We start from the raw sequence: 26,434 nt of genomic DNA on the forward strand, positions 1-26,434 counted from the left end.
TAACAATGCGCCTTTCTCCCGCACGCCTGCCGTCTCTGCGCTGGAGCGCCGGCATCCTGCTGCCGCTGGCACTGGCCGCCTGCACGCTCGAACCGAAGTACGAGCGCCCGGATTCGCCCGTGCCCAACGCCTACCCCGACGGCCCGGCCTACCAGACCACGCAAGGCGCCAACGGTGCGCCGCAGTCGCAGGTGCAGGCCGCCAACCTTGGCTGGCAGGATTTCTTCACCGATGCGCGGCTGCGCCGGCTGATCGAACTGGGCCTTGCCAACAACCGCGACCTGCGCGTGGCCACGCTGTCGATCGACGAGGCCCGCGCGTACTACCGCATCCGGCGCGCGGCGCAGTTCCCGGCCGTCGATGCCAGCCTGGGCTTCAGCAGCACGCGTCTGACCGGCGACTTGCGCCCGCCGGGCCAGGACCCGGTGATCAACGCCTGGGGCGCCGGCGTCGGCTTCTCGTCGTTCGAACTCGACGTGTTCGGCCGCATCCGCAGCCTCAAGCACGAAGCCCTGGAGCAGTACCTGTCCATCGAAGAAGTGCGGCGCAGCACGCAAATCAGCCTGGTGGGCGAAATTGCCAACGCCTATCTGACCTGGCAGGCCGACCAGCAACTGCTGAAGCTGTCGCAAGACACGCTCAAGATCCAGGAAGATGCGTCGGAAATGGTCCGCAAGAGCAAGGCGGCCGGCGGCATGGCCGCCATCGACCAGCACCGCACCCAGACCCAGGTGGAAACGGCCCGCGTGGACGTGGAACAGTTCACGCGCCAGGTGGCGCAGGACGAAAACGCGCTGTCGCTGCTGATCGGCGGCCCGATCCCGGCCGACCTGCCGCCGCCGCAGCCGTTCGGCGACAACTCGTTCGTGGCGGAGCTGCCAGCCGGCCTGCCCTCGCAGTTGCTGGAGCAGCGTCCGGACATCATGGCTGCCGAGCACCGGCTGAAGGCCGCCAATGCCAATATCGGCGCCGCGCGGGCGGCGTTCTTCCCACGGATCTCGTTGACCGCGGGAGTCGGCCTGGCCAGCACCACGCTGGCGGGGCTGTTCACGGGAGGCGCGGCGTGGGCGGTTGCGCCGCAGATCACGCTGCCGATCTTCAATGCCGGCGCCAACCAGGCCAACCTGGACGCATCGAAGGTCCGCAAGGACATCAACGTGGCGCAGTACGAGCGCACCATCCAGGGCGCCTTCCGCGAGGTGGCCGACGGCGTGGCCGCCCGTGGCACGTACGACCGGCAGACCGCCGCGCAACAATCGCTGGAGAAGGAAGTGGCCGAGACGCGGCGGCTGGCCGAGATGCGCTTCAAGAACGGCGTGGACGACTATTTCCCGGTCTTCGACGCCCAGCGCCAGCAGTACGAGGCGCAAAAGAAGCTGGTGACGATCCAGCTCGCGCGCCTGACCAGCCGGGCGCAGCTATACAAGGCGCTGGGCGGCGGATGGTCGCAGCAGACCGTCAACACCCAGCCGCCAGTGGCGGGCAAGCCGGCGCCTGCGCGGGCCGTTGCGCCACAGGCGGCCGCGCCAGTGCCAGTTTCGGCTCCGGCTCCGGCCGCGCCAGTCGCACAGGCCCGTGCGCCCCAGCCGGCGCCAGTCCCCCTCGCGCAGGCCGCGCCAGCCCCTCAGCCGCAACCGCAGCCACAGCCGCTACGCAAGGCCCCAGATCCGGCGATCCCCGCGGATCTGAGGTCGGCACCCGACGTCACCGCGAAACCCGCCACACCGGGGCCCGCAGCCGCGGTGGCAGGTTCGGGATCGTAGCAAGGCAGGCGGCCCTCTCATCAATGGGAGAGGGGAGACAACATCTGCCGCTGACGTCCCAGCAGGCGCTGCTGCTTTGGGCGCTGCCTCAGGGCGGCAAGCCGATATCGCCGGGCGTGCTCGGCCATGCGCGCGAGGTGCGCCTGCCGCTCGACGCGCTACCCGCCAATATCGCCGCGCTGGCGGTCAGCGTGGAGCCGCCCGGCGGATCGCCCCAGCGCGACGCAGCCAGCGGGCCGGTGGTATTCCAGGGTCCGTTGCCCTGCCTGACACGCCACAGCGGCACGCCAGCCCGACTCCGCTAAAATCCACGCCAGAAACAATCCCCAAGGTTTTGCAGCGTGGCTCTTCAGCAGGGTTTTATCCTGACCCGACACTGGCGCGACACCCCGGCCGGCACCGAGGTCGAGTTCTGGCTCGCCACGGACGACGGGCCGCGCCGGCTGCGCCTGCCGTGGCAGCCCTCCACGGCCTTTATCCCCGAAGAACAGCGTGCCGTCGCCGAAGCCCTGCTGCAGGGCGAGCGCGATGTGTCACTGCGCCCGCTGGCCCTGCAGGACTTCCAGCGCCGCCCGGTGCTGGGGCTCTACTGCCCGCAGCACCGGCAACTGATGCAGCTGGAGCGGTCGCTGCGCGACGCCGGCGTGGACGTCTACGAAGCCGATGTCCGGCCGCCCGAACGCTACCTGATGGAGCGGTTCATCACCGCACCGGTCTGGTTCGACGGCGATGCCGGCGCCGACGGTGTGCTGCGCAACGCGCAGATGAAGCCGGCCGCCGACTATCGGCCCACGCTGCGCGTGGTCTCGCTCGACATCGAGACCAACGCGTTCGGGGACCTGTATTCGATTGCCCTGGAAGGTTGCGGCCAGCGGCAGGTGTACATGCTGGGGCCTGCCCCGCAGAACGCCGCCGCAGACATCGACTTTGCGCTCGAATACTGCGCCACACGCCAGCAGCTGATCGAACGGCTCAACGACTGGCTGGCCCGTCATGATCCCGATGCCGTCATCGGCTGGAACCTGGTGCAGTTCGACCTGCGCGTGCTGCGCGAACATGCGAAGCAGTACCAGATCCCGCTGCGGCTCGGCCGGGGCGGCGCCGAGATGGAATGGCGCGAGCACAACCGGCAGCAGCACTACTTTGCGGGCGCGGCCGGCCGGCTGGTGATCGACGGCATCGAGGCGCTGCGCTCGGCCACGTGGAGCTTTCCGTCGTTCAGCCTCGAAGCGGTGGCGCGCACGCTGCTGGGCGAAGGCAAGGCCATCGACAATCCGTACGACCGCATGGACGAGATCGACCGGATGTTTGCCGAAGACAAGCCGGCGCTGGCGCGCTACAACCTGCGCGACTGCGAACTGGTGACGCGGATCTTCGAGGCGACCGAACTGCTGCACTTCCTGCTGGAGCGCGCCACGGTCACGGGCCTGCCCGCCGACCGCAGCGGCGGGTCGGTGGCGGCGTTCACGCACCTGTACATGCCGCTGATGCACCGGCAGGGCTATGTCGCGCCTAACCTGGGCGACAAGGCACCCGAGGCCAGCCCCGGCGGCTTTGTGATGGATTCGCGGCCGGGGCTCTACGAATCGGTGCTGGTGCTCGACTACAAGAGCCTGTATCCGTCGATCATCCGCACCTTCCTGATCGACCCGATCGGGCTGGTGGAAGGCCTGGCGCATCCCGACGATGCCGATTCCGTGCCCGGCTTCCGGGGCGCGCGGTTCTCGCGCACGAAGCACTGCCTGCCAGCCATCGTCGCCCGCGTGTGGCAGGGCCGCGAGGCAGCCAAGCGCGACAGGAACAAGCCGTTGTCGCAGGCGCTGAAGATCATCATGAACGCGTTCTACGGCGTGCTGGGGTCCAGCGGCTGCCGGTTCTTCGACCCGCGGCTGGCATCGTCGATCACCATGCGCGGGCACGAGATCATGCGCCAGACCCGGGAACTGGTCGAAGCGCGCGGCTACGAGGTGATCTACGGCGACACCGACTCCACCTTCGTGTGGCTGCGCCGCGCCCGCACCGAGGACGACGCGGCGCAGATCGGCCGCAGCCTGGTGGCGTACGTCAACGACTGGTGGCGCGACCATCTCTGGCAGACCTACGGGCTGGAAAGCGCGCTCGAACTGCAATTTGAAACGCACTTCCGGCGCTTTCTGATGCCGACCATCCGCGGCACGGACCAGGGCAGCAAGAAGCGCTACGCGGGCCAGGTGGTGCGTGCCGACGGCCGGCCCGAAATGGTGTACAAGGGCCTGGAAACGGTGCGCACCGACTGGTCGCCGCTGGCCCGGCAGTTCCAGCAGACGCTGTACGAGAAGATCTTCAACCGCGAGCCGTACCAGGACTACGTGCGCGATACGGTACGGCGCACGCTGGCCGGCGAACTCGACGGCCAGCTCGTCTACCGCAAGCGCCTGCGCCGGCAGCTCGACGAATACCAGCGCAACGTGCCGCCGCACGTCCGCGCGGCGCGCATCGCGGACGACTACAACGAGCGCCACGGGCGCCCCAGGCAGTACCAGAACGGCGGCTGGATCAGCTACCTGATGACCATGGCCGGCCCCGAGCCGCTGGAAACGCGCGCCGCCCCGATCGACTATGACCACTATGTCACCCGCCAGCTGCAGCCAATCGCCGACGCCATCCTGCCGTTCCTGGACGACGATTTCGAGACATTGCTGACCGGCCAGATGGCCCTGTTTACCCAGTAGTTGCACACGGGCGGGCTCATTGCTGCGTCGCGGCACCGCCCGACCCGCTAGAATGGGCCGAATCTGCCGATAAGAGAATCCGAAGAGACTTCGCCCGCCGCACATGTCCGCCGCCCCGACCTCCCCCGCCCAGACGCCCTCCACCCCATCCGCCAACGCCCTCCACGCCAAGGCCATGCGCTTCGCCGCCAGCATGCTCGTGCTGCGCGACGGGCCCCAGGGCATGGAAATCCTGATGATGCGCCGCCCGCAGCGCGACGACGACCGCAGCGCCGGCGCCTTCGTATTTCCGGGTGGCGTGCTCGATGCCCAGGACGCCACGCTGCATCCGTTGTGCGCCGGCCTGGACGACGCGGCGGCCAGCGCGCGGCTGCAGGTGCCGGCCAACGGGCTGGACTACTACCTTTGCGCCGTGCGCGAGGCGTTCGAGGAAGCCAACCTGCTGTTTGCCTACGACGCCAGCGGGCAAATCGTGCGGCTGGACGACCTGGGCCCCGACGTCCACCAGCAGTTGCGCGAGGCGGCCAGCTACGGCGGCAAGGGCCTGGAACATGTGTGCGACATGCTGGGCCTGCGGCTGGCGGTCGACAAACTGGCCTACTGCGCCTACTGGCTGACGCCGCCGGGCCTGCCCAAGCGGTTCGACACGCGCTTCTTCATGGCCGTGCTGCCCGCCGGGCAGACCGCGATCCACGATGGCGTGGAGGCCGTGGAGCACCGCTGGATGCGGCCGGCCGACGTGGTGGACCCGGCCAACAACCTCACGCTGGTCAATGCCACACGCAAGATCCTGCAGTCCATCGCGCATTTCGGGACGGCACAGGCCTGTTTCGACTACGCGCGGCAGCAGCGCAATATCGCGCTGGTGATGCCGCGCCTGGCCCATGGCCCCAAGGGCCAGCGCCCTGTGATGCCGGAGGAGCCCAGCTACGCCGAGATCGCCCGCATCGACCCGGATGGCGCAGGCCACGGACGCTACACGCTGGAACCGGGCCTCGCGGTCAAGCTGTCGGAACGGGTCTGGCGCGTGACGGCCAACAACGGCAACGTGATGACCGGGCCTGGCACGAACACCTACTTCGTGGCCGGCGCCGACAACCAGTGGGCCGTGATCGACCCCGGCCCCGATGACGCCGCCCACTTCGACGCCGTGATGGCCGCCGCGCCCGGGCCCGTGAAATGGATTCTGGTCACGCATACCCACCTGGACCACTCGCCGGGGTCGGTGCGCCTGCGCGAGGCCACCGCCGCGCCGGTCTGGGGCCGCACCACCGACGTAGTGGATCGCCAGGACCAGACCTTCCGGCCTGACCATCAGCCCAGGCACGGCGACCGCATCGCCCTGGGTCCGAAGACCACGCTGCGCGTGATCCACACGCCGGGGCATGCGTCGAACCACCTGTGTTTCCTGCTGGAAGAGGAAAGGACGCTGTTCACTGGCGACCACGTGATGCAGGGGTCCACGGTGGTGATCAACCCGCCCGATGGCGACATGCGCGCCTACCTGGCATCGCTGCAGGCGTTGCTGGACGAGGATATCGAATGGATCGCCCCGGGGCACGGCTTCCTGATGCCGCGCCCGCACGACGCGATCCGGCTGCTGATCCGCCACCGCATGCAGCGCGAAGCCAAGGTGATGAACGCCCTGCGGGCGCTGGCGCCGGCCGACGCCGGCACGCTGGTGGCCAGCGTCTACGACGACGTTCCTGTCACCAGGCATCCGATCGCGCTGCGCTCTCTGATGGCCCACCTGCGCAAGCTGGAGGCCGATGGGGTCGCCAGCGAGGCCGAGGGCGTCTGGAAGCTGCTGTAGGACTGGAAGCGGTTTTCTCCCCTCTCCCGCTTTGCGGGAGAGGGGCCGGGGGAGAGGGCCAGCGTTCCAGCTTGCCGCTGCGCACCCTCAGCGCAGCACACTCCGCCACGCCATCGACCCCTTGTGAAATATCTGGATACCTTGACGGCCTTGGTGGGTCTGCCACGCACTGCCTACAGTGGTCGGATCGAAACCCGCCGCGAGCCGCGCCATGTCCAGACTCCTATGCGCCTTCCTGCTGTCCCTGGCCGCCTCGGGAGCGGCGCAGGCCGTGACCAAGTGCGAGAGCCCGCGTGACACGCTCTACACGAACGGGTCATGTCCGGCGGGCTACCAGAACGTCACCAGCTCGATGCGCGGCAACGTGACCACCGTCACCAAGACGGCCAAGATCCGCCAGGACGAACAGGCCTACCTGCAGAACCGCGCCCGCATGTCCGCGCAGATCCAGAACTGGGACGCGCGCGAGGACGACGCCGATTGGCGCAGCCAGAACGCGTTCTGGAACCAGTGCCGGGCACTGGAGTACCAGGCGCGCGCCGCCGAACGCGCCATGCAGCACACCGAATACTGGAGCTACGCGGACCGCTATCGCCACGCCGCCCAGGCACTGCGCACCGAGCAGTACAGCATGGGGTGCTATTTCTGACGCGTCATCGGTCCGATGTTCGGACATAGTAAAACGTGCCGATATTAGTTGCGCTTAGATCGGCATACAGAAAATTTCAGGCGAAATGGGTCCGGAATCACGTCTGCTGTCACATACAATCCGTTCCCATCCGGCCCGCCACGCGCTGTCCAGCATCGTCCTGGATCACCGACGTGGCAACTGCGGTCGCAACCTACTCCTGTGACAGAAACATGCTGACTCTCACTGCGATCGTTGCGTATATGCTGGCCTGCATCGTTGCACTGGCTTTCGGTGTCCGCTGGATGGTCAAGAACGATCCCCTGCTCAAGCAGCAACCGTTCCTGGATGCCTCTTCCGGCCCCCGCGACGATTCACCGCGCTAGGCAAACACAGACGCAAGCCCACGCAAGCAATCCCCCGGGGCAATCCCATCGAATCATTGCTTTCCCCGAAACGCCGGTCCACAAGACTGGCGTTTTGTTTTGGGGCCACGGTACCGCGCCCGAGTGCCTCCGCCCCGGTGCTGCAACCGTTACGTGTATCCGTCCTACACCGCGACCCGCCGCGCGCCGACACCCCGCGATGCGGCCCGAGGCTATCCTCCGGGAATAATGACCTCCATATCGTGCCGCCATGTCGACCGTTCCGCCTTCTCCCGCCCTGCGGTCCGCGCGGCCGCCAGAGGCCAGCGCGCTGACCCCTGACGCCGATCCTGCCGGCGACACGGTTAGTGCCATGCCGGACGCCGCCCTGACGGGGCCGATGCCGGGTGCCGCGGCGGCACCCGTCACCACTTCCGATTACACCCCCCCGGGCTGGACCCAGTCACTTGGGCGCGCCAGTTCGGCGCTGATCGTCCTGGCCACGCTGGCGTCGCTGTACGCGCTGCATGTCGCCACCGCGTTCATCGTCCCGGTGGTGCTGGCCATCATCCTTGCCTATCTGCTCGATCCGCTCGTGGACCTGCTTCAGCGCCGTCACATTCCTCGCGCCATCGGCGCCACGCTGGTGCTGCTGAGCCTGATGGCGCTGGCGTTGAGCTGTGCCTATCTGCTGCAGGGGCAGGTGTCGTCGATCGTCGATCGCCTGCCGGAGATCGCCAGCAAGCTGTCGCGTTCGGTGGGGGCGCTGATGAGCGGCGACGACTCCGTGGTGCAGAAGGTGCGCCGCGCCGCCACCATCCTCAGCGGCACCGGGCAGCTTCCCGCCCCCAAGGGCGCCCCGGTGGTGGTGGAGCGCACCGCCGACAACTTCAGCAACATGGTGTGGGCGGGCTGGGTCAGTGCCTTTGCGCTGATGGCCCAGTCGGTGGTGGTGCTGTTCCTGACGTGGTTCCTGCTGCTGACGGGCGACATGTTCAAGCGCAAGTTCATCAAGATGGCCGGCAAGACATTGAGCCAGAAGAAGATCAACGTGCATATGCTGGACGAGATCAACCGGCAGGTGCAGCGGTACATGATCATGCTGCTGGTCACCAACGCCTCGCTGGGCTTCTGCATTTATCTGCTGCTGAAGTATCTGTCGATCGACAATGCCGGCACCTGGGCGCTGGTGGCGGCCGTCCTGCACCTGGTGCCCTACTTCGGTTCGCTGGTGGTGGCTGTGTGTCTGGGCGTGGCCGGGTTCATGCAATCGGGCACACTGGCCGTGGCGGCTGCGGCGGCAGGCGGATCGATGGTGATCGCCACGCTGATCGGCAACGGCATGACCACGTGGATGACAGGCCGGATGGCGCGCATGAATCCGGTCGCCGTCTTTGTGTCGCTACTGCTGTTCACGTGGCTCTGGGGCACCTGGGGCATGCTGCTGGCGATACCGCTGGCGGTCATCGCCAAGGTGGTGGCCGATCACGTCGAGGGCCTCGAAGTCATTGCCGAATTTCTTGGCGAGTAAGCGACGAGGCGCCTGGGCGCATAAGGGGCCGCCCGCCGGCCGCTGACGTCATACCGACCGCATCACTTCGGCATGGGTGCCGCGCAGCGTGCGCATGGCATCGTCGCATTGCTGCGGCGACTCGGGATTTACCAGCACCGCCCAGCGACCGTGCTTCACCGCCTCGCGCACCGGGGTGATCACCGCCTGATGATCGGGCCGGGCCGTGATCAGGCCGCCGCCCATCATGCCCAGCATGGCACCGATAAACGCCCCTGCGGCCGCCGATGGCCACGGATTCTGCGTGACCCACGCGACCTGCTGCAGATACAGCACGGCCACCACCAGCAGGCCGAGGATCAGCCCGCAGGCGCCCAGCGTCAGGTGCGACCGGACGGCCGTGCGCGCCATCCCGTGTTCGTCGGGCTCGAGCTTGCGGCCAAAGTGCGCTTCGTGCGGATGGACCAGCTTGACCTGTTTGGCGCTCAGTCCAGCGGTGTTGCAGACCAGATCGACCGCCTGCGTGGCGTCGGCCTCGGTGTCGTAGAGTGCGGCGATTCGGGTATTGGCCGCCTCGCCTGAGATCAGATTGCCTGTCATGTCTGGGCTCCTTTGTGCCGGACGCATCGACCGGACGCTTCCTGGATGGCCCTCCCTTCCAGATTTCTCATGTTTCTTCTGTGTTCCCCGTTCCATCGTAGCGTTCGCGCCGCTTTCGCCACGTCGGCATGCGGCCGCACGGGTCTGTAGGACGACGCCGAAAACGGGCCGATGTCAGAGTTTCGGCAGGCAAAATTTGGTGCATCGCAGAATGACGCGCCCGCTTCCGTCGCCTATAAATCAACGGCTGTCGCGCGCACCGAGGTTTCATGACACAAAACCTGAACCGGAGGAGACGCATACGTGACCGTCCAGAGCACATCGCTGCAGAAGGCCTGCCGGCTGCTGCGCGCGCTGTCGGACAACCGCAATGCCCGGCTGACCGACCTGGCTGCCGCCGCGCAGGTCGACAAGGCGTCGGCCCTGCGGCTGCTCGACACGCTGATGGCCGAAGGCATGGTCGAGCGCGACCCGGCCACCAAGGCGTTTTCGCCGGGACGCGAATGGCTGACCCTGCAGGCGGCCGCACAGCGCCGGCTCGACATGCGGCCGCTGGCGCGCCCCGCCCTGATCCGGCTGGCCCATACATTTGAAGATTCGGCGATTCTCTCGGTGCCTGGCGGCTGGGAATCCGTGTGCCTGGATTTGCGCCTGGGCACATTCCCGATCCGCGCCAATTACCTCGATGTCGGCAGCCGCCGCCCGCTCGGCGTGGGGGCGGGCAGCCTGGCGCTGCTGGCCGCGCTGCCCGACGACGAGATCGACGCGGTGCTGGCGTGCATCGCCCCATCGCTGAAGCGCTATCCCCGGATCGATGCCGACATGCTGCGCCGCCACGTGGAAACCACGCGCGCGCGCGGCTATGCCGTGCTGCTGGATGTCGTGGTCGAGCGCATGGGCGGCATCGGCATCGCCCTGCCCGGCCCGGACGGCTATCCGCTGGGGGCCATCAGCATTGCCGCCCTCAACGAACGCATTACCGAACGCGAGGCCGCACTGGCCCGCGCGCTGCGCCGCGAGGCCGACGCCATCGCCGCCACCTGGCGCCATCCCACCCGCCAACCACAGGCACAACCGAAGGAGGCTTGAAGCATGCGCTGGAAGCAACGTCCAGAAGGCTCAAACTGGGGCGATTTCGGGCCCGACGATCAACTGGGCCGCGTCAACCTGATCGGCCCGGAACAGGTGGTCAAGGGCGCCCGCGAGATCCAGGCCGGCATCAGCTTCTGCCTGTCGATGCCGCTGGACTATCCCGGCGGCAACAAGCTCAACCCCCGCCGGCATCCGCCGCAGCTACGGCCCACCTTCCGCGACGACATCCCGTACCTGAATTTCCCGCTGGCCAAGGTCAACCCGGCCGCCACCGACGTGATCAGCGACGACCAGGTGCTGCTGTGCCTGCAGTATTCGACGCAATGGGATTCGCTGGCGCACGTGGGCGCGCTGTTCGATGCCGACGGCGACGGCCGGCCCGAACGCGTCTACTACAACGGCTACCGCGCCAACGCCGATATCGTGGGCCCGGTGGACTACGCCGAGGATGACCACTTCGAGGCGCACGACTGCGGCCACGGCCACGGCAGCCACGCCGACGCGCTCGGCATCGAGAACTTCGCCGTCAAGGGCATGCAGGGCCGCGGCGTGCTGGTGGACCTGGCCGATGTCTTCGGCACGGACTTCCGCAATGTCGGCTATGACGACCTGATGCGCGCCATGGAGGCCCACCGCGTGGAAGTGGAGCGCGGCGACATGCTGCTGTTGCGCACCGGCTTTGCCGAGGTGGTGCTGTCGATGCAGCGCAATCCCGACGAAGCCGTGCTGCACCACAGCTGCGCCGCCCTGAACGGCCGCGACAACCGGCTGCTGAACTGGATTACCGACGCTGGCATTGCCGCCCTGATCGCCGACAACTACGCCGTCGAACGCTTCCCGGCGTTGCCCCCGCCCGACGACACCAGCGCCCATCCGCTGCTGCCGCTGCACCACCACTGCCTGTTCAAGCTGGGGCTGCCGCTGGGCGAACTCTGGTACCTGCGCGAACTGGCCGACTGGCTGCGGGCCCATCGGCGTACCCGCTTCATGCTGACCGCGCCGCCGCTGCGGCTGCCCGGGGCCGTCGGGTCGCCGACCACGCCGATCGCAACCGTATAGCACGGGGCGGATACCAGGCTCCCCTCTCCCACATTGCGGGAGAGGGGAGAAAACAGATGACATAACAAGACGGAGGAGACTATGACATCAACCTTGAAACTGATCGCTGCCGCTGCGCTGGCCGTGGCATCGCTAGCCGCCCACGCCCAGCCCAAGGCCGGCATTTCCGACGATGTCGTGAAGATCGGCCTGCTGCTGGACATGAGCGGGCTCTATGCCGATGTCACGGGCCGGGGCAGCGCCACGGCGGCCCAGATGGCCATCGACGACTACGGCGGCAAGGTGCTAGGCAAGAAGGTGGAGCTGGTGGTGGTGGATCACCAGAACAAGGCCGACATCGCCGCCAACAAGGCGCGCGAATGGTTCGACCAGGACAAGGTCGATGCCATCCTGGACGTGGCCGCGTCGGCGCCGGCGCTGGCCGTGCTGGACGTGGCCCGGCAGAAGAACAGGATCGTGGTGTTCTCTGGCCCGGGCACCGAGCGCATTACCAATGATCTCTGCACGCCGGTTTCTGTCCACTATGCCTATGACACCTACGCGCTGGCCAACACCACGGCCCGCGCGATGGTCCAGCGCGGCGGCAAGACCTGGTTCTTCCTGACGGCCGACTACGCGTTCGGCCACACGCTGCAGCAATCGGCCACGACGGTGGTGCAAGAGGCCGGTGGCCAGGTGCTGGGCGCGGCCCGGCATCCGATCAACACCAGCGACTTTGCCTCGTACCTGCTGCAGGCCCAGGCCAGCAAGGCGCAGGTGGTGGGCCTGGCCAACGCGGGCGGCGACACCGTCAATGCCATCAAGGCCGCGTCGGAATTCGGGCTGACGAAGAACGGCACCCAGAAGATGGCCGGCCTGCTGCTCTATATCAACGATATCCACGCCATCGGCCTGAAGACGGCGCAGGGGCTGGTGCTGACCGAGGCGTTCTACTGGGACATGAACGACGCCACGCGGGCCTGGTCACGCAAGTACTTCGACAAGGTCAGGAAGATGCCGAACATGAGCCAGGCCGGCGTCTATTCGTCAGTCACGCACTACCTGAAGGCCGTGCAGGCGGCCGGTACCGACGAGACCGCCGCCGTGATGAAGCAGATGAAGGCGCTGCCAATCCAGGACTTTTTCGCCAAAAACGGCCGCATCCGCGAGGACGGCCGCATGATCCACGACATGTACCTGTTCGAGGTCAAGAAGCCCGAAGAATCGAAGTACCCGTGGGACTACTACAAGCTGCTGGCCACGGTGCCCGGCGACCAGGCGTTCATGCCGGTAGCCAGGTCGCAGTGCCCGCTGCTCAGGAAATGACCGCTGCGGTGACCGCTGCCTTGGCGATACCGGGCTACGTGCGCGGGGCGGGCAACACCCGCTTCGGGCGCCTGCCCGGCAGCTCCCCGCTGACGCTGATGGCACAGGCCGCCGATGCCGCGCTGGATGCCGCGCGGCTGGCGCGCGCCGAGGTGGACGGCGTGCTGTGCGGCTACGCCACCACGCTGCCGCACCTGATGCTGGCCGACCGTTTCTGCGAATTCGCGTCGCTGCAGCCGGCCTATGCCCATGGCATGGCCGGCGGCGGCGCCACGGGCGGGCTGATGGCGATGCTCGCGCATGATCTGGTGCGCGCTGGCCGTTGCCGCAACGTGCTGGTGGTGGCCGGCGAGAACCGCCTCAGCGGCCAGAGCCGCGATCAGTCGGTACAGACGCTGGCGCAGGTGGGCGAGCCCGAGATCGAAGTGCCGAACGGCGCGTCGGTGCCGGCCTACTACGCGCTGCTGGCTTCGCGCTACCTGCACGAGGTGGGCCTGGATGCCGATGCACTGTCTGACTTCGCGGTGCTGATGCGGCGCCATGCCGCCGCGCACCCCGACGCGCACCTGCGCGATCCGTTGTCGCTGCAGGCCGCCCGCCAGGCACGGCCGATCGCGTCGCCGCTGCGGCTGTCGGACTGCTGCCCGATCTCGGACGGCGCCGTGGCACTGGTGGTATCGGCCGAACCGGGCACCGGCACGCCAGTACGCATCGCAGGGGCCGGCCAGGCGCATCGGCACCAGCACCTTGGCGCGCTCGACGACGTGATGCGCAGCGGCGCATCCGATGCCGCCGGGCGCGCCTTGGCCGAAGCCGGCTGCGCGCTGGCCGATATCGACTATCTGGCGATCTACGACTCGTTCACGATCACGCTGGTCATGCTGCTGGAGGAGATCGGCATCGCCCCGCGCGGCCAGGCCGTCGCCCGGCTGCGTGCCGGCGATTTCGACGCCGATGGCGCGTTGCCGCTCAACACGCATGGCGGACTGCTGGCGTTTGGCCATTCGGGCGTGGCGGGCGGATTGATGCACCTTGCCGAAGCGGCGCGCCAGCTGGCCGGCCGGGCCGGCGCCCGGCAATTGCCGCAGCCTCGGAAGCGCGCCTTGTTTCATGCCGATGGCGGCGTACTGTCGTCGCATGTGAGCCTGATCCTGGAGACCGCATGAGCGAACCGCCATCCCAATCCCCCTACACCGAAGGCCTGGCCGCTGGCGTGGTGCGCTACCAGACCTGCGAGATCTGCGGCGCCTGGCAGCCGCTGCAGCGCCATGCCTGCCGCACCTGCGGCAGCCGGCAACTGGCCTGGCGCGATGGCAACGGCCAGGCCACCGTCTACGCGGTGACCGAGGTGTTCCGGGCGCCCACCGAAGCCTTCCAGGCGCTGGTGCCTTACAGGCTGGTGCTGGCGACCCTCGATGAAGGCCCGCGCGTGATGGGCCACGCCGACCCGGGCATCGCCATCGGCGACCGGGTGCGCGCCGGGGTGTTCCACCACGCCGGGCAGCCGCTGCTGCGTTTTTCCCGGATTTGATCTGAACAGCCATCAGAACAGCCATCGGCAGACCTCAAAACAATGTCCTCCGCCCTCTCCGCCCTGCTCTCGCCCCGTTCGGTCGCCATCGTTGGCGCGTCCGACAACATCCACAAGATTGGCGGCCGCCCGATCCATTACATGCAGACCATGGGCTATACCGGCGCCATCTATCCGGTCAACCCGCAGCGTGCATCGCTGCAGGGGCTGCGCGCGTACCCGTCGCTCGATGCGCTCCCCGAGGCGCCCGAACTGGCGGTGATCGTGGTCGCCGGTGACGCGGCCGTGCAGGCAGTGGCCGACTGCGCGCGGCTGGGCGTGGGCGCCGCCATCGTGATCGCGTCGGGCTTCGGTGAGGCAGGCGAGGCAGGCAGGCGCCAGCAGAACGAGATGGTACGCATCGCGCGGGACGGCCGGCTGCGCATCGTCGGCCCCAACAGCCAGGGGCTGGCCAACTTTGGCAATGGCACGATCGCCAGTTTTTCGACAATGTTTATCGAGATTCCGCCGCAGGATGGCCCGGTGGCAGTGGTCAGCCAGAGCGGCGGCACGGCGGCGCTGGTCTACGGCCTGTTGCGCAACCAGGGGATCGGCGTACGGCATGTGCATGCCACCGGCAACCAGGCCGATGTGACGGTCAGCGAAATCGCGCTGGGCGTCGCGCAGGACCCCGATGTGCGCCTGCTGCTGTTGTATCTGGAAACGCTGACCGACCCGCAGACGCTGGCCGAAGCCGCTGCCGTGGCCCGCGCGCGTGGCATCCCCGTGGTGGCCGTCAAATCGGGCCGCTCGCAGGCGGGCGCCCGCGCCGCCGCATCGCACACCGGCGCCATGGCCAACGAAGACCGCGCCGTCGATGCCTTTCTGGCCCGCCATGGCATCTGGCGCGTCGAAGACGCCCACGCGCTGGCACGCTGCGCCCCGCTCTACCTGCGCGGTTGGCAGCCCGCTGGCCGCCGGCTGGTCGTCGTCAGCAACTCGGGCGCCAGCTGCGTGATGGCCGCCGATACCGCCGATACCCTCGGCATCTCCATGGCGCCGCTGTCCGCGGCCACGCAATCCGCGCTGGCCGACCGACTGCCCGGCTTTGCGGCCACGGCCAATCCGGTGGATGTCACTGCCGCACTGCTGACCAACAGCGGCCTGTTTGGCGACGTCCTGCCGGTGGTCGGCGCCGACCCCTCCGCCGATCTGGTCCTGCTCGACATTCCGGTGGCCGGCATGGGCTACGACGTCCCCCGATTTGCCCGCGATGCCGCCCGGTTTGCCGACCAGGCGGGCAAGCCGATCGCCGTGGCAGCGTGGCAGGACACGGTGGTCAGCCAATTCCGCGCCGCCAACGTGCCAACGTTCGTGCATGCCGCCGACGCGCTGGCCGCCTTCCATCAGCTGACCGCGCACCAGCAGCTGCTGCGCGACGTGGCGGGCGAGCCCGTCATGCCGCCGATCGTTCCGTCCAACATCGCCACGCCTTCCCGCACGCTCAGCGAGGCCGCCAGCCTGGCCCGGCTGGCCGAAGCCGGCGTGCCGGTGGTCGAGCACTACCTGTGCCAGAGCGCCGACGAAGCCGTGGCGGCGTGGCAGCGGATTGGCGCGCCGGTCGCGGTCAAGGCCAGTTCCCCGGCCGTGCCGCACAAGAGCGAACACGGCCTGGTGGCCCTGAACTGCAACAGCCGCAACGCAATTGTCGACGCCTTCCACAAGCAAACGCAGACACTCGACGCCATGCACGCCCCATGCGAAGGCGTGATCGTCGCGCGCATGTCGCGCGGCCAGCGCGAATGCATGGTCGGCGCCCACTGGGACCCGATCTTCGGCGCAGTGCTGCTGGTGGGCGACGGCGGCAAGTACGTGGAAGTGGTGCGCGACACGGCGGTGCTACTGGCCCCCGCCAGCCCAGCCGCCATCGAACGCGCGATGCGCAGCCTGCGCATGGCCCCACTGCTCGACGGCGTACGCGGCGAGGCCGCCCTCGATGTCGCCGCCCTGTGCGACGTGGCCAGCAGGGTCGGCAACCTCGTGCACCAGGCGCGCGGCCAGATCCGCTCCGTGGATCTGAACCCGGTCATGCTGGGGGCGGAGGGGGCGCTGGTGGTAGATGGGTTGATGGAGGTGGCGTAGCCATCGGCATGGATGGCTACGGGGTGTGGCGATCACGGGGCGTCACTACAGGGCGTCGCCAAGCACCATCGGTGACAAGTACCCGGGTTCGTTGATCCAACCCACCACGGAAATCCCATAACGTCAAAGGCATCCCTGGCGCTTCGAAGCCAACATAGTCGTTTATCCAGCCCTCTACGCCGTTGTTGCACTGGATATATGTGGCGGGTGGCCAATCTTTAGCGATCATCCGGTTGCGGCGGCACTTTGTGCCCGGTTCCACCTGGACTTCCCTGGCCGCGTCGCTGCCGGCATGAGTCCCCCCCGATTGTTCACATCTCAAGACAAACTGTCAGACGATTCGATCTTCTTTGCTTTGTCGCTAATCGTTACATTTCAGGCGCCGCATCGCGCCTGAGCCCTTACGGAGGCGCGCGTGCGCGCGTCTCACTACAAGGATAACGAAGCATGAAGACCCGTCTCGCCTGCCTGGCCGCCATGGCCGTCCTGCCTGCCCTGCCCGCCACGGCGCAGGCACAATCGAGCATCACGCTGTATGGCGTGGTGGATGCCGGCGTGGAGTTCCTGACCCACGCCCCGAACACCGCCACCGGCGGCAGCAACAATGTGGTGCGGATGTCGGCCGGCAACCTGTCGACGTCGCGTTGGGGCCTGCGTGGCGCCGAAGACCTGGGCGGTGGCCTGAAGGCGGTCTTCACGCTGGAGAGTGGTTTTGATCTGGATACCGGCAGCCTGAACCAGGGCGGCCGCCTGTTTGGCCGGCAGGCCTTCGTGGGTCTGCAGAATCAGTACGGCACGCTGTCGCTGGGTCGTCACCAGACGGTGCTGTACGACTTCTCGCTGGCCTATGACCCGATGGCCGTCGCCACGCGCTACTCGGTGCTGATGCACGACAAGTGGATGTCGGGCCGTGCGGACAATTCGCTGAAGTTCACCGGGCAGACCGGCGCGTTCTACTACGGCCTGTTCTACAGCACCGGCTACGACAGCAGCGCCGGCGGCGAAGTGCCGGGCGACTACAAGGCCGGCCGCAACTGGTCGGTGGCCGGCGGCTACGATGCCGGTCCGGTGTCGGCGCGCGTGGTCTATGACGAAGTGCGTGGCAGCACCGTCGCCACCGACGACAACCGCGAGCGCCGCGCCACCATCGGTGCCAGCTACAACTTTGGCCGTGGCCGTGCATTTGCCGGCTATCGCTGGTACTACGGCGACTTCGCCAGCAGCTCGCTGCGCACCAACCTGTACTGGGTCGGCGCCACCTACCAGGTGACCCCGGCCATCGCCGTGACCGGCGCCGCCTACTACACCGACGTGCGCAACAGCAACGGCGATCCGTACAGCTTCGTGCTGTCGGGTACCTATGCGCTGTCCAAGCGCACCGACCTCTACGCGATCACCGCCTACGCGCAGAACCGGAACGGTTCGTCGATGGGCCTGTCCGGCTTTGGCCCGTCGCTGAACGGCAGCGCCACCACGCTGACCGCCACCAGCGAGCAGGTGCGGGCCGGCCAGAGCCAGTTCGGCGCCATCATCGGCGTGCGGCACCGTTTCTGATCCACGTCTGATCCACGTCCGATCCACGTCCGATCCACGTCTGACCAAAGATTGATCGTCATCGGATCGCGTCAAGCGTCCAGACTCCACGGCGAAGACTTTCCCTTCGTCTTTCTATGGGCCCGCACAGGCAACTGCCTGGCGGGCCTCTTTCTTTTGTGGCGGCTGGCGGTCTGGTTTGCTCCCCTCTCCCGCAGGCGGGAGAGGGGTCGGGGGAGACGGCATTGCGGTTCAAATTGCGACGGCTCGTAGATCGAACTGCCCGCCCTCTCCCCCAGCCCCTCTCCCATTTCATGGGAGAGGGGAGCAAACCGAGGGTGCATTAAACGCTTGCGGCCAGCCCGAGCGTCTTCAGCGCCGCGTCCAGCGACGCCTGTTGCTCTGCGGCGTACAGCGCCAGTTCATCGCTGACCGTCGCCCCCAGCGCCTGCTCGAATGCCGCGCGGTTGGGCGATGCCTGCAGGTCGTCGCGGTTCTCGTCGCCCAGGTTCGACTGGAAGATGCCGGCGGCGCTGACCGGCAGGAAGTCTTCGTAGGTGATCGGCTCGGCCACCAGCGCGCCGGTGGCAATCAGTGCTTCCACATCGCCACCATCGGCCGCCGCATTGCCCACCGCGTAGCGGTAATACGCCAGGCCCTGCTGGCGCAGCGACGGATGGTCGTCCGGGAACGCCTGGAAGATGTCGCCCAGCGTCTTGCGATAGGCGTCGGCGTTCGAACCGTCGCCAGCCGGGGTGATGACCTTGCGCACTTCGTTCAGCAGTTCGTCGTAGAGCTTGCGGCCCTTGGCGGTCAGCGCCACGCCGCGTTGCTCGATCTCGCCAAAGCGCGCCGTATGGGTGCCGGCTTCGCCGCCATCGCGGAAGGTGACCGGCTCGCTAAGGGCCAGGAAACTGGTCTGGCGCAGCAGGATCGGGCAGCGGCGCGTCGGCGGGCCTTCCACCACGGCCTTCGGGCTGATGCCGCGTGCCGGCATCTGCGTCTGGACGATATCGATGTCCAGCGTGCGCGGGGTCAGGTGGTTGATATGCGGGCCGGGGAAGCAGACGATGTCCGCGATCAGCGGATGGGTCTTGCGCAGCTTCCAGTACAGGTCGGCTTCGACGGTGGACTTGCCGTGCCAGCGGAATGTCTCCAGCGCCTCGGCCACGAAGCGGGCGGCGTCGTCGGCAGCCAGGCCGCCCTGCTGCTCGGCGCGCTCGATCAGCGCCAGGCAGCCCGGCGTGAAGATCGACCGCGTGGCCAGCACTGCTGCGGCGGCGTCGCGCAGCGCGGCGTCCTGGATCAGGTCCAGGCGCAGTAGCGAAGTAAATACGCGGAACGGGTTCTCGGCCAGGCCGGCGGTGTCCTTCGGCCGGAACGCCGTGGAGTGGACCGGCACGCCGGCCACGGACAGATCGTAGTAACCCACCGGGTACATGCCCATCACGGCGAACAGGCGACGGATCGTGGCCAATTCCTCAGGTGTCCCGACGCGGATGGCACCGTGGCGCTCCACCTCGATGCGCGATTCCTGGCCGGCCGCACCGGCGGCCACGGCACCGACGCGGGCCAGCACTTCGGCATTGACATCGGCTACCAGCGCCATCAGCGTGCCGTACTGCGGCACCTCGGCACGGTACATATCGGACATGGCGCGCGAGAACTGGGCGCGGATCTGGCTGGGGGACGTGAAAGCGGCAGACATGTTATTCCGGGGGACGACGGGATGACAAAAGAGCCGCCAAGTGTGGTCGGGCGGCTTGCGGCCGGCAAGTGATATTTCCGGGCAACTTGATGCGCTTTACGCATTAACTTGATGCCCAGCCGAATGGGTGATCGGATTTCAGGCGGCCTCGCACTGGCGCATCAGCCAGTCGGCAAACAGCGTCGCCTTGTCCCGATCCGTGCCGTCGCCGGGTCTGGCCTGCCGGTAGGTCAGGAAATAGGCGCCATGCCGACCCGACGCCGGCGCCCCGGCGAACGGCAGCGCCGCCAGCTGGCCGCTTTCAATCTCCGTGCGCACCATCATTTCTGGCAAAACGGCGATGCCGAGCCCGCAGATCGCGGCGCCCGTGACCATCGTGAACAGGTCGTAGCGCGGCCCCAGGCGCGCGCGGCGCCGGATCGACTCGTCGTCGCCGCCGAACCAGTCAGGCCATGCATCGGGGCGGCTGGCCAGATGCAGCAGCGGCAGGTTCAGCAGGTCTTCGCGTTGGCGCAGGGCCGCGCCCTGCAGCAGTCGCGGGCTGCACACCGGGATCGACGGCCCCTCTTCCAGCAGCGTGGCCGACGGATGCCCGTCCCAGGCGTCGTTGCCAAAATAGATGGCCGCATCGAACAGCGAATCGGCAAAGTGGAACGGCTCTGGCCGCGCGTGGATATTGACGACGATCCGTGGATGCTCGGCCCGGAAGGCGGCCAGGCGCGGAATCAGCCATTGCGTGGCGAAAGTGGGCACGACGGCGAGTTCCAGCACCTCCATGCCGCCAGCGCGCGACGCCAGATCCTTGGTGGCGCGCTCGATGGCCTTCAGTTCGGCGCGGATGTCGCGCACATAGCGGTCGCCGTCGGGCGTCAGCACCACGCGCTGGCGCACCCGTTCGAAGAAACGCACGCCTAGCCGTTCCTCCATGGCCTGGATCTGCCGGGAAATCGCGCTTTCGGTGACGTTCAGTTCGGCCGCGGCGCGCGTGAAGCTGCCCAGTCGGGCAGCGCACTCAAGCATCTGGAGTGCGATCAGGCTGGGCAGGCGCATGGTTCAGGGGGCTGGCGATGAGCAAAAAACAGGGCGTATACGGATTCAGGGGCGCGCGATGGCGGACAGGATGCGCTTGAGTTTGTCGGGGTTGCGTTGCGCGTGGATGCTGACAATGCGCTCGCCATCGGTCTCGATGCTCTGGGCCGATTCGAGCTGGCCATCGACAAAGCGGAGCAGCGCCCACTGGCCGTTGAGCACCACCATTTGCACATGCACCGCCAGGCCGCGCCGCTGCGCCGCGAAGAACACCTGCGCGATCTTGCCGCCGCCGACCAGCGGCTTCGGAAAGCTCGGCACCTTGCCGCCGCCATCGCCAATCAGCGTGGCTTCGTCGGCCAGCAGGTCCCGGATCGCGTCGAACGTGCCCTGCTCCAGCGCCTGGGCAAAGCGCCGCACCAGGTTCAGGTGCGCGTCCTTGCGTACGGGTGGTTGCGGTCGGGCATCGCGCAACTGGGTCTTGGCGCGGCTCACCAGCTGGCGGCAGGCCGCCTCGCTCTTGCCGATGACCTCTGCCACCTGGCTGTAGTCGGCGTCGAACACCTCACGCAGCAGAAACGCTGCGCGTGCTTCGGGCGTCAGGCGTTCCAGCAGGAACAGGAACGCCACCGACACGTCGTCGGCGCGCTCGTAGAGGGCTTCGGGCGTGTCGGCGTCTTCGGACATCAGCGGCTCAGGCAGCCAGATACCGGCGTAGTGCTCGCGCTGCAGCTTGGCCGCGCGCAGATGATCGATGGCCAGCCGCGTGGTCACCGATACCAGCCACGCCTCGGGGTTGTCGATGGCGGCGCGATCGGTGCCGTGCCAGCGCAGCCAGGCGTCCTGCACGACATCCTCGGCCTCGGCCACGGCGCCCAGCATGCGGTACGCAATGCCCTGCAGGCGGGGGCGAATCTGGTCAAAGGTCTGGCTGGGATCGGGGGCTGGCGCGGCCATGGCACAAGTGTCCTCGCGGTGGGCTGCCATTGTGGCATTGGCGCCCCCTCGCCGTCTCGCTTCGTGTCTGACTGCGCCCTTGAAATTTCCGAACTACTGTATATATTTACAGTGTACTGTATGGATAGACAGTACCGGACGTCGTGAGATGGATTGAACAGTGTCGGAACCTTCGGAGCCCTGAAATGGAACACCTGATCCGTGTGCAGAATGAATATGACCGCCAGGTACTGGTCTGGCTACGCGGACGGATTGGCGACGCAGCCTTGGTGTCGGCCGCGCGCCGCACCGCCGCGGACGGAAAAAAGCCTTATCTCTCAACGATTTGCCGCCTGCTGAACATCCGGCCGCCGTCGCGCCGCAGCTTTGCCGATGAGGCCCGCAAGACCCACCGGGCGGTGGGTGAACGTTATCTGGCGCAGATCCGCCAGATCCTGGCCAAGCCGGCCGCCCCGCCCGCCCGGCGCGAAACCGGGCATGAGTCCCGGCCGCAGGGTTCGCTGTTCTAGGCACCCTTCAGACGCCGCGCTAGGTTTAGTCCGAATTATTGAAATCCTATAATTCGGACTAAACCACTGGCAGACCCCGCTTTCAGATCACTTTTACCGACCGTTTCACCGCTCTGCTCCTTGCGGCAGCTCGGTCACGCGCATCGCCGGCGTGATCTGCAGCGGATCGGTCACCAGTTCCAGCACGGCCGGCTTGCCGGCCTGCTGCGCCCGTTCGAAGGCGGCGGCGAAGTCCTCGGTTCGCTCCACGCGCTCGGCCCAGGCACCGCACGCCTTGGCCATCTGCACAAAATCGGGATTGACGATGCGCGTGCCGCTCTGGCGGCCCGGATAGCGGCGCTCCTGGTGCATCCGGATCGTGCCGTACATGCGGTTGTTCACCACGATCACGATCAGGTTCACGCCGTGGGCGGCGGCCGTGGCGATTTCCTGCGGATACATCAGATAGCAGCCGTCGCCGGCAAAGCACACCACGGTTTTTTCCGGAAAGCGCAGCTTGGCGGCAATGGCGGCAGGCAGGCCGTAGCCCATCGCGCCGCACGTCGGGGCCAGTTGGGTACGCGGACGCTTGTAGGCATAGAAGCGGTGCAGCCAGACCGTGTAGTTGCCAGCGCCGTTGGACAGCATGGCGTCCTCGGGCAGCACCCGGTTCAGGTGCGCCATGGCGGCGCCCATGTCCACGCCGGTCATTTCGGCGTGAGGCTTCGGCGGCGTGACAAACGCCTCGTGGTCGGCGCGGGCGCCCGCTGTCCAGTCCTTCCAGGCCACCGAAGCGGGCGCGGCCAGCGATGCCAGCATGGCGGCGCCCGGCTCGACGCCGGCGTGGATCGGCAGCGTGGCCTGGTACACGCGGCCCAGCTCGAAGCTGTCGGCATGGATATGCACGAGCTTCTGCTTCGGCTGCGGGACTTCCAGCAGCGAATAGCTATCGGTGGCGATATCGCCAAGCCGCGTGCCGAAGGCCACGATCAGGTCGGCCGCCTTCACGCGTTCGGCCAGTTTGGGGCTGACGCCCAGGCTCAGGTGGCCCACGTAGTGCGGGTCGCGGTTGTCGATCACGTCCTGGCGGCGGAAGGCGCAGGCCACGGGCAGATCCCAGGCGTTGACGAACGCGGCGAAGTCGCGCACGGTCTGGCCGGTCCAATTGGCGCCGCCGGCAATCACCAGCGGACGCTGGGCAGCGGCCAGCGCGGCCGCCAGCGCCTGGGCATCCTCGGGGCGCGGTGCGGCGGCCACGGCGCGGTACGGCGCGGCGTCGGCCACTTCCACCAGACCATCGAGCACGTCCTCGGGCAGCGCCAGCACCACCGGGCCCGGGCGGCCCGACGTGGCCACCTGGAACGCGCGCGCCACCATCTCCGGGATGCGTGCCGGATCGTCGATCTCTGCCGCCCACTTGCACATCGACCCGAACACGGCAGCGTAGTCCACCTCCTGGAATGCCTCGCGCCCCTTGTGCTCACGGGCGATCTGGCCGACGAACAGGATCATCGGCGTGGAGTCCTGCTGGGCGATATGCACGCCGATGCTGCCATGCGTGGCACCGGGGCCGCGCGTCACGAAGCAGATGCCGGGACGCCCTGTCAGCTTGCCGTCGGCCTCGGCCATGTTGGCGGCGGCGCCTTCGTGCTTGCAGACCACGAGGTCGATGGCCGGCTGGTCGTGCAGCGCGTCCAGCACGTCGAGAAAGCTCTCGCCCGGCACGCAGAAAATGCGTTCGGTGCCATGGAGGCGCAGCTGGTCTACAAGGACGCGGCCGCCGGTGCGGGCCGTCTGGGAGGCGTTGGAGGTCATGTCGGGTGTGGTCGCGTTATCGACGTGAAAGATCGGCCTGGAGATCGGCGCGGAGATCGGCGGCAGGATCGCAATGTCTGCAATTGTTCCGTTTGACGTGCGCGGCTGCGCGGCCTATCGTGCATTTCTGTTATGCAAATTCTGCAAGTCGCCACCACCCCCGCCCGTGTAGATTTGCGGACGAGGCGCAGCACAAGACGCCCCGCCTGACCAACGTTTCCGCTGCGGAAACCGTCAGGCAGAACGGCAGCCCGGACCGGGACTGCCGCACACGAACGTTCGCGCTACAGGAGACATGATATGAATTTTCCCCATCGCCTGATGCGGCCGATGCTGGCCGTGCTTTGTACCGGATGCATGGCGGTCGCCACGCAGGCCGGCGCGCAGGGTGCCGATCACTACCCCAGCAAGCCCATCACCTACGTGGTGCCGTTTGCCGCCGGGGGCACCACCGACCTGCTGGGCCGGCTGATCGGCCAGCGGCTGTCGCAGGTGCTGGGGCAATCGGTGGTGGTGGAAAACCGCGCCGGCGCGGGCGGCAATATCGGTTCCGACTACGTGGCCAAGGCCCCCGCCGACGGCTACACGCTGCTGGGCGGCACGATCAGCTCGCACGCCATCAACGTGAGCCTGTACCCGAAGATGCCGTATGACCCGGTCAAGAACTTCCAGCCCATCGCGCTGATCGGCACGTTGCCGAACGTGCTGGTGGTCAATGCCAGCAGCCCGTGGAAGAGCGTCCAGGACGTGATCGCCGCCGCCAAGGCCAAGCCGGGTACGGTCAATTTCGGTTCGTCGGGCAATGGCACGTCGCAGCACCTGGCTGCCGAACTGTTTGCCAACATGGCCGGACTGCGCATGACCCATGTGCCTTACAAGGGCAGCAGCCAGGCGGTGCAGGCGCTGCTGGGCAACCAGGTGGACCTGGTGTTCGAGAACAGCGTGGCCGCCATGCCGATGATCCAGTCGGGCAAGTTCCGCGCGCTGGCCACTACCGGCGCCAAGCGCGCGGCCGAGCTTCCCGACGTGCCGACCATGGCGGAGTCGGGGCTGAACGGCTACGAGATCGTGTCGTGGCAGGCCATCTTCGCGCCGGCCGGCACGCCCCGGTCCATCGTCGACAAGCTGTCGACCGAGATCGGCAAGATCATCCGCCAGCCGGACGTGCGCGCCAGGCTGGCGTCGATGGGCGTGGAGCCGTCGGGCGCCGGCCCCACCGAACTGGGCAACTTCCAGAAGAGCGAAGTCGCCAAATGGGCAAACCTGATCAAGGTGGCCAATATTCACCTGGAGTAAGCATGAGTGATCACCGTATCCCGACAGCCGGCCTACACCAATGGGTGGCAGAGCTCTGGCTGGCGGCGGGCTCCGACGCCCGCGAGGCCCGGCTGACCGCCGATCATCTGGTAGGCGCCAACCTGTCCGGCCACGATTCGCATGGCGTGGGCATGATTCCCAAGTACGTGATGTCGTGGCAGGCCGACCAGCTCCAGCTGAACCAGCAGGTCAGCGTGGTGCATGAATCGGGCGGCATCCTGAGCCTGGACGGCAACCGTGGCATGGGCCAGGCCGTGACCGAACAGGCCATGGGCCTGGGCATCGAACGCGCGAAGGAACATGGCGTGTGCGTGCTGGGCCTGCGCCGGTCGCACCATCTGGGCCGTGTGGGCCACTGGGCCGAGCAGGCCACGGCGGCCGGCATGATCTCGATCCACTTCGTCAATGTGCTATCCAAGCCGATCGTGGCGCCGCATGGCGGCTACGATCCGCGCTTTGGTACCAATCCGTTCACGATTGGCGTGCCGGTGGCCGGCCAGCCGCCGCTGGTGCTGGACTTCGCCACCAGCGCCATCGCGCTGGGCAAGGTGCGCGTGGCCCACAACAAGGGCGTGCCGGTGCCGCCCGGCTGCCTGATGGACCCGCAGGGCCACCCCACCGACGACCCCGCCGTAATGTTCCCGCACCCCGGCACGCCCCAGGGCGCGCTGCGCACGTTTGGCGAGCACAAGGGCTACGTGCTGGCCGTGATGTGCGAACTGCTGGGCGCCGCCGTGACCGGCGGCCATACGATCCGCCCCGAAACGCTCACGCACGAGCACGCGGTATGGAACAACATGCTGGCGATCATCTTCGATCCGGCACGGCTTGGGAGCAGCACCACGTTCGGCCACGAGGTGGAGTCGTTCGTGGAATGGATGAAGGCGTCGCGCCTGCAGCCGGGCAACGACGCCATCCGCCTGCCCGGCGACCCCGAACGCGCCTGGCGCCGCGCCCGCGCCGACTACATTCCCGTGGACCGCAGCACGCTGGCCCAGCTTGACGATGCCGCCGCCCGCGTGCTGCAGGCCCGCGGCAAATCGCCGGGCCCGCTTTCCGCCCTGGCCGCCAACTGACCCAGGAGATCGA

General features: G+C 67.6%; 21 protein-coding genes and 1 pseudogene. 17 read left to right on the top strand and 5 right to left on the bottom strand.

Features of this window, described 5'->3' with window-relative positions:
- The first annotated feature begins 5 nt into the window (after positions 1-5).
- The 7 genes and pseudogenes from D9X30_RS24480 to D9X30_RS24510 all read left to right on the top strand — a co-directional run bounded on the left by D9X30_RS24480 (position 6) and on the right by D9X30_RS24510 (position 8,811).
- Positions 6-1,763: an efflux transporter outer membrane subunit gene (locus D9X30_RS24480; protein ID WP_153947701.1), complete on the top strand. Its 1,758-nt coding sequence runs from the start codon at positions 6-8 to the stop codon at positions 1,761-1,763.
- A pseudogene (locus tag D9X30_RS24485) lies at positions 1,697-2,068 on the top strand (anti-sigma factor domain-containing protein); the annotation flags it as partial. The gene D9X30_RS24480 and the pseudogene D9X30_RS24485, both read left to right, overlap by 67 nt.
- A gap of 36 nt (positions 2,069-2,104) precedes the next feature.
- The gene (locus tag D9X30_RS24490; protein ID WP_249641079.1) at positions 2,105-4,474 is read left to right on the top strand and encodes a DNA polymerase II; all 2,370 of its coding nucleotides are present in this window, start codon (positions 2,105-2,107) and stop codon (positions 4,472-4,474) included.
- A gap of 103 nt (positions 4,475-4,577) precedes the next feature.
- The gene (locus D9X30_RS24495; protein ID WP_502799684.1) at positions 4,578-6,287 is read left to right on the top strand and encodes an MBL fold metallo-hydrolase; all 1,710 of its coding nucleotides are present in this window, start codon (positions 4,578-4,580) and stop codon (positions 6,285-6,287) included.
- A 211-nt stretch (positions 6,288-6,498) separates the two neighbouring features.
- Positions 6,499-6,936 carry a hypothetical protein gene (locus tag D9X30_RS24500; RefSeq protein ID WP_153947702.1) on the top strand — a complete coding sequence of 146 codons (438 nt, stop codon included), beginning with the start codon at positions 6,499-6,501 and terminating at the stop codon, positions 6,934-6,936.
- 212 nt (positions 6,937-7,148) lie between these two features.
- Entirely contained in the window at positions 7,149-7,301 is a 153-nt protein-coding gene (locus D9X30_RS24505) for a hypothetical protein (RefSeq protein WP_194946509.1), read from the top strand.
- A gap of 250 nt (positions 7,302-7,551) precedes the next feature.
- Positions 7,552-8,811: an AI-2E family transporter gene (locus D9X30_RS24510; protein WP_153947703.1), complete on the top strand. Its 1,260-nt coding sequence runs from the start codon at positions 7,552-7,554 to the stop codon at positions 8,809-8,811.
- A gap of 48 nt (positions 8,812-8,859) precedes the next feature.
- Here the strand turns inward: D9X30_RS24510 and D9X30_RS24515 are convergent, their stop codons facing one another.
- The gene (locus D9X30_RS24515; RefSeq protein ID WP_153947704.1) at positions 8,860-9,390 is read right to left on the bottom strand and encodes a riboflavin biosynthesis protein RibA; all 531 of its coding nucleotides are present in this window, start codon (positions 9,388-9,390) and stop codon (positions 8,860-8,862) included.
- Between the two features lie 303 nt (positions 9,391-9,693).
- On the opposite strand from D9X30_RS24515, the gene D9X30_RS24520 reads away from it, so the two are divergent.
- The 7 genes from D9X30_RS24520 to D9X30_RS24550 all read left to right on the top strand — a co-directional run bounded on the left by D9X30_RS24520 (position 9,694) and on the right by D9X30_RS24550 (position 18,052).
- On the top strand, positions 9,694-10,479 hold the full coding sequence (locus tag D9X30_RS24520) for an IclR family transcriptional regulator (RefSeq protein WP_249641080.1): 786 nt from the start codon (positions 9,694-9,696) through the stop codon (positions 10,477-10,479).
- A 3-nt stretch (positions 10,480-10,482) separates the two neighbouring features.
- Complete coding sequence (locus D9X30_RS24525; RefSeq protein WP_153947705.1) at positions 10,483-11,541, top strand: cyclase family protein; 1,059 nt, start codon at positions 10,483-10,485, stop codon at positions 11,539-11,541.
- An 81-nt stretch (positions 11,542-11,622) separates the two neighbouring features.
- Positions 11,623-12,846, top strand: coding sequence for an ABC transporter substrate-binding protein (locus D9X30_RS24530; RefSeq protein WP_153947706.1), 1,224 nt, complete (start codon positions 11,623-11,625; stop codon positions 12,844-12,846).
- On the top strand, positions 12,843-14,012 hold the full coding sequence (locus D9X30_RS24535) for a thiolase family protein (protein WP_153947707.1): 1,170 nt from the start codon (positions 12,843-12,845) through the stop codon (positions 14,010-14,012). The genes D9X30_RS24530 and D9X30_RS24535 overlap by 4 nt, the downstream gene beginning before the upstream one ends.
- Positions 14,009-14,377, top strand: coding sequence for a Zn-ribbon domain-containing OB-fold protein (locus D9X30_RS24540; RefSeq protein WP_153947708.1), 369 nt, complete (start codon positions 14,009-14,011; stop codon positions 14,375-14,377). The genes D9X30_RS24535 and D9X30_RS24540 overlap by 4 nt, the downstream gene beginning before the upstream one ends.
- A gap of 42 nt (positions 14,378-14,419) precedes the next feature.
- A complete protein-coding gene (locus D9X30_RS24545) occupies positions 14,420-16,498 on the top strand; it encodes an acetate--CoA ligase family protein (RefSeq protein ID WP_153947709.1) in 2,079 nt (692 codons plus the stop codon).
- Positions 16,499-16,945: 447 nt separating this feature from the next.
- Entirely contained in the window at positions 16,946-18,052 is a 1,107-nt protein-coding gene (locus tag D9X30_RS24550) for a porin (protein ID WP_153947710.1), read from the top strand.
- Between the two features lie 322 nt (positions 18,053-18,374).
- On the opposite strand, the gene hglS is transcribed toward D9X30_RS24550, so the two are convergent.
- The 3 genes from hglS to D9X30_RS24565 form a co-directional block, all read right to left on the bottom strand.
- Positions 18,375-19,739: a 2-oxoadipate dioxygenase/decarboxylase HglS gene (gene hglS, locus D9X30_RS24555; RefSeq protein ID WP_153947711.1), complete on the bottom strand. Its 1,365-nt coding sequence runs from the start codon at positions 19,737-19,739 to the stop codon at positions 18,375-18,377.
- Between the two features lie 138 nt (positions 19,740-19,877).
- A complete protein-coding gene (locus tag D9X30_RS24560; RefSeq protein WP_153947712.1) occupies positions 19,878-20,789 on the bottom strand; it encodes a LysR substrate-binding domain-containing protein in 912 nt (303 codons plus the stop codon).
- Positions 20,790-20,834: 45 nt separating this feature from the next.
- Positions 20,835-21,725, bottom strand: coding sequence for an RNA polymerase sigma-70 factor (locus D9X30_RS24565; RefSeq protein WP_153947713.1), 891 nt, complete (start codon positions 21,723-21,725; stop codon positions 20,835-20,837).
- A 185-nt stretch (positions 21,726-21,910) separates the two neighbouring features.
- Here D9X30_RS24565 and D9X30_RS24570 point away from each other — a divergent pair, with 185 nt between their 5' ends.
- Positions 21,911-22,234 (top strand): CppA family protein, encoded by a 324-nt coding sequence (locus D9X30_RS24570; protein WP_153947714.1) that lies wholly within the window; start codon positions 21,911-21,913, stop codon positions 22,232-22,234.
- 105 nt (positions 22,235-22,339) lie between these two features.
- On the opposite strand, the gene D9X30_RS24575 is transcribed toward D9X30_RS24570, so the two are convergent.
- On the bottom strand, positions 22,340-24,028 hold the full coding sequence (locus D9X30_RS24575; protein ID WP_153947715.1) for a thiamine pyrophosphate-binding protein: 1,689 nt from the start codon (positions 24,026-24,028) through the stop codon (positions 22,340-22,342).
- A 300-nt stretch (positions 24,029-24,328) separates the two neighbouring features.
- Between D9X30_RS24575 and D9X30_RS24580 the strand changes: the two genes are divergently transcribed.
- Both D9X30_RS24580 and D9X30_RS24585 read left to right on the top strand, forming a co-directional pair.
- Positions 24,329-25,324, top strand: coding sequence for a Bug family tripartite tricarboxylate transporter substrate binding protein (locus D9X30_RS24580; protein ID WP_153947716.1), 996 nt, complete (start codon positions 24,329-24,331; stop codon positions 25,322-25,324).
- A 2-nt stretch (positions 25,325-25,326) separates the two neighbouring features.
- Positions 25,327-26,421, top strand: coding sequence for a malate/lactate/ureidoglycolate dehydrogenase (locus tag D9X30_RS24585; RefSeq protein ID WP_153947717.1), 1,095 nt, complete (start codon positions 25,327-25,329; stop codon positions 26,419-26,421).
- Positions 26,422-26,434 lie beyond the last annotated feature (13 nt).

This window comes from Cupriavidus sp. U2 (assembly GCF_009663685.2).
In the GTDB taxonomy this organism is placed as follows: domain Bacteria; phylum Pseudomonadota; class Gammaproteobacteria; order Burkholderiales; family Burkholderiaceae; genus Cupriavidus; species Cupriavidus necator_C.

Excerpts from the sequence above, each read along its gene's own strand:
- D9X30_RS24480 (WP_153947701.1), top strand. The coding sequence starts at position 6 with ATGCGCCTTTCTCCCGCACGCCTGCCGTCTCTGCGCTGGAGCGCCGGC.
- D9X30_RS24495 (WP_502799684.1), top strand. The coding sequence starts at position 4,578 with ATGTCCGCCGCCCCGACCTCCCCCGCCCAGACGCCCTCCACCCCATCC.
- D9X30_RS24500 (WP_153947702.1), top strand. The coding sequence starts at position 6,499 with ATGTCCAGACTCCTATGCGCCTTCCTGCTGTCCCTGGCCGCCTCGGGA.
- D9X30_RS24505 (WP_194946509.1), top strand. The coding sequence starts at position 7,149 with ATGCTGACTCTCACTGCGATCGTTGCGTATATGCTGGCCTGCATCGTT.
- D9X30_RS24510 (WP_153947703.1), top strand. The coding sequence starts at position 7,552 with ATGTCGACCGTTCCGCCTTCTCCCGCCCTGCGGTCCGCGCGGCCGCCA.
- D9X30_RS24515 (WP_153947704.1), bottom strand. The coding sequence starts at position 9,390 with ATGACAGGCAATCTGATCTCAGGCGAGGCGGCCAATACCCGAATCGCC.
- D9X30_RS24525 (WP_153947705.1), top strand. The coding sequence starts at position 10,483 with ATGCGCTGGAAGCAACGTCCAGAAGGCTCAAACTGGGGCGATTTCGGG.
- D9X30_RS24530 (WP_153947706.1), top strand. The coding sequence starts at position 11,623 with ATGACATCAACCTTGAAACTGATCGCTGCCGCTGCGCTGGCCGTGGCA.
- D9X30_RS24535 (WP_153947707.1), top strand. The coding sequence starts at position 12,843 with ATGACCGCTGCGGTGACCGCTGCCTTGGCGATACCGGGCTACGTGCGC.
- D9X30_RS24540 (WP_153947708.1), top strand. The coding sequence starts at position 14,009 with ATGAGCGAACCGCCATCCCAATCCCCCTACACCGAAGGCCTGGCCGCT.
- D9X30_RS24545 (WP_153947709.1), top strand. The coding sequence starts at position 14,420 with ATGTCCTCCGCCCTCTCCGCCCTGCTCTCGCCCCGTTCGGTCGCCATC.
- D9X30_RS24550 (WP_153947710.1), top strand. The coding sequence starts at position 16,946 with ATGAAGACCCGTCTCGCCTGCCTGGCCGCCATGGCCGTCCTGCCTGCC.
- hglS (WP_153947711.1), bottom strand. The coding sequence starts at position 19,739 with ATGTCTGCCGCTTTCACGTCCCCCAGCCAGATCCGCGCCCAGTTCTCG.
- D9X30_RS24560 (WP_153947712.1), bottom strand. The coding sequence starts at position 20,789 with ATGCGCCTGCCCAGCCTGATCGCACTCCAGATGCTTGAGTGCGCTGCC.
- D9X30_RS24565 (WP_153947713.1), bottom strand. The coding sequence starts at position 21,725 with ATGGCCGCGCCAGCCCCCGATCCCAGCCAGACCTTTGACCAGATTCGC.
- D9X30_RS24570 (WP_153947714.1), top strand. The coding sequence starts at position 21,911 with ATGGAACACCTGATCCGTGTGCAGAATGAATATGACCGCCAGGTACTG.
- D9X30_RS24575 (WP_153947715.1), bottom strand. The coding sequence starts at position 24,028 with ATGACCTCCAACGCCTCCCAGACGGCCCGCACCGGCGGCCGCGTCCTT.
- D9X30_RS24580 (WP_153947716.1), top strand. The coding sequence starts at position 24,329 with ATGAATTTTCCCCATCGCCTGATGCGGCCGATGCTGGCCGTGCTTTGT.
- D9X30_RS24585 (WP_153947717.1), top strand. The coding sequence starts at position 25,327 with ATGAGTGATCACCGTATCCCGACAGCCGGCCTACACCAATGGGTGGCA.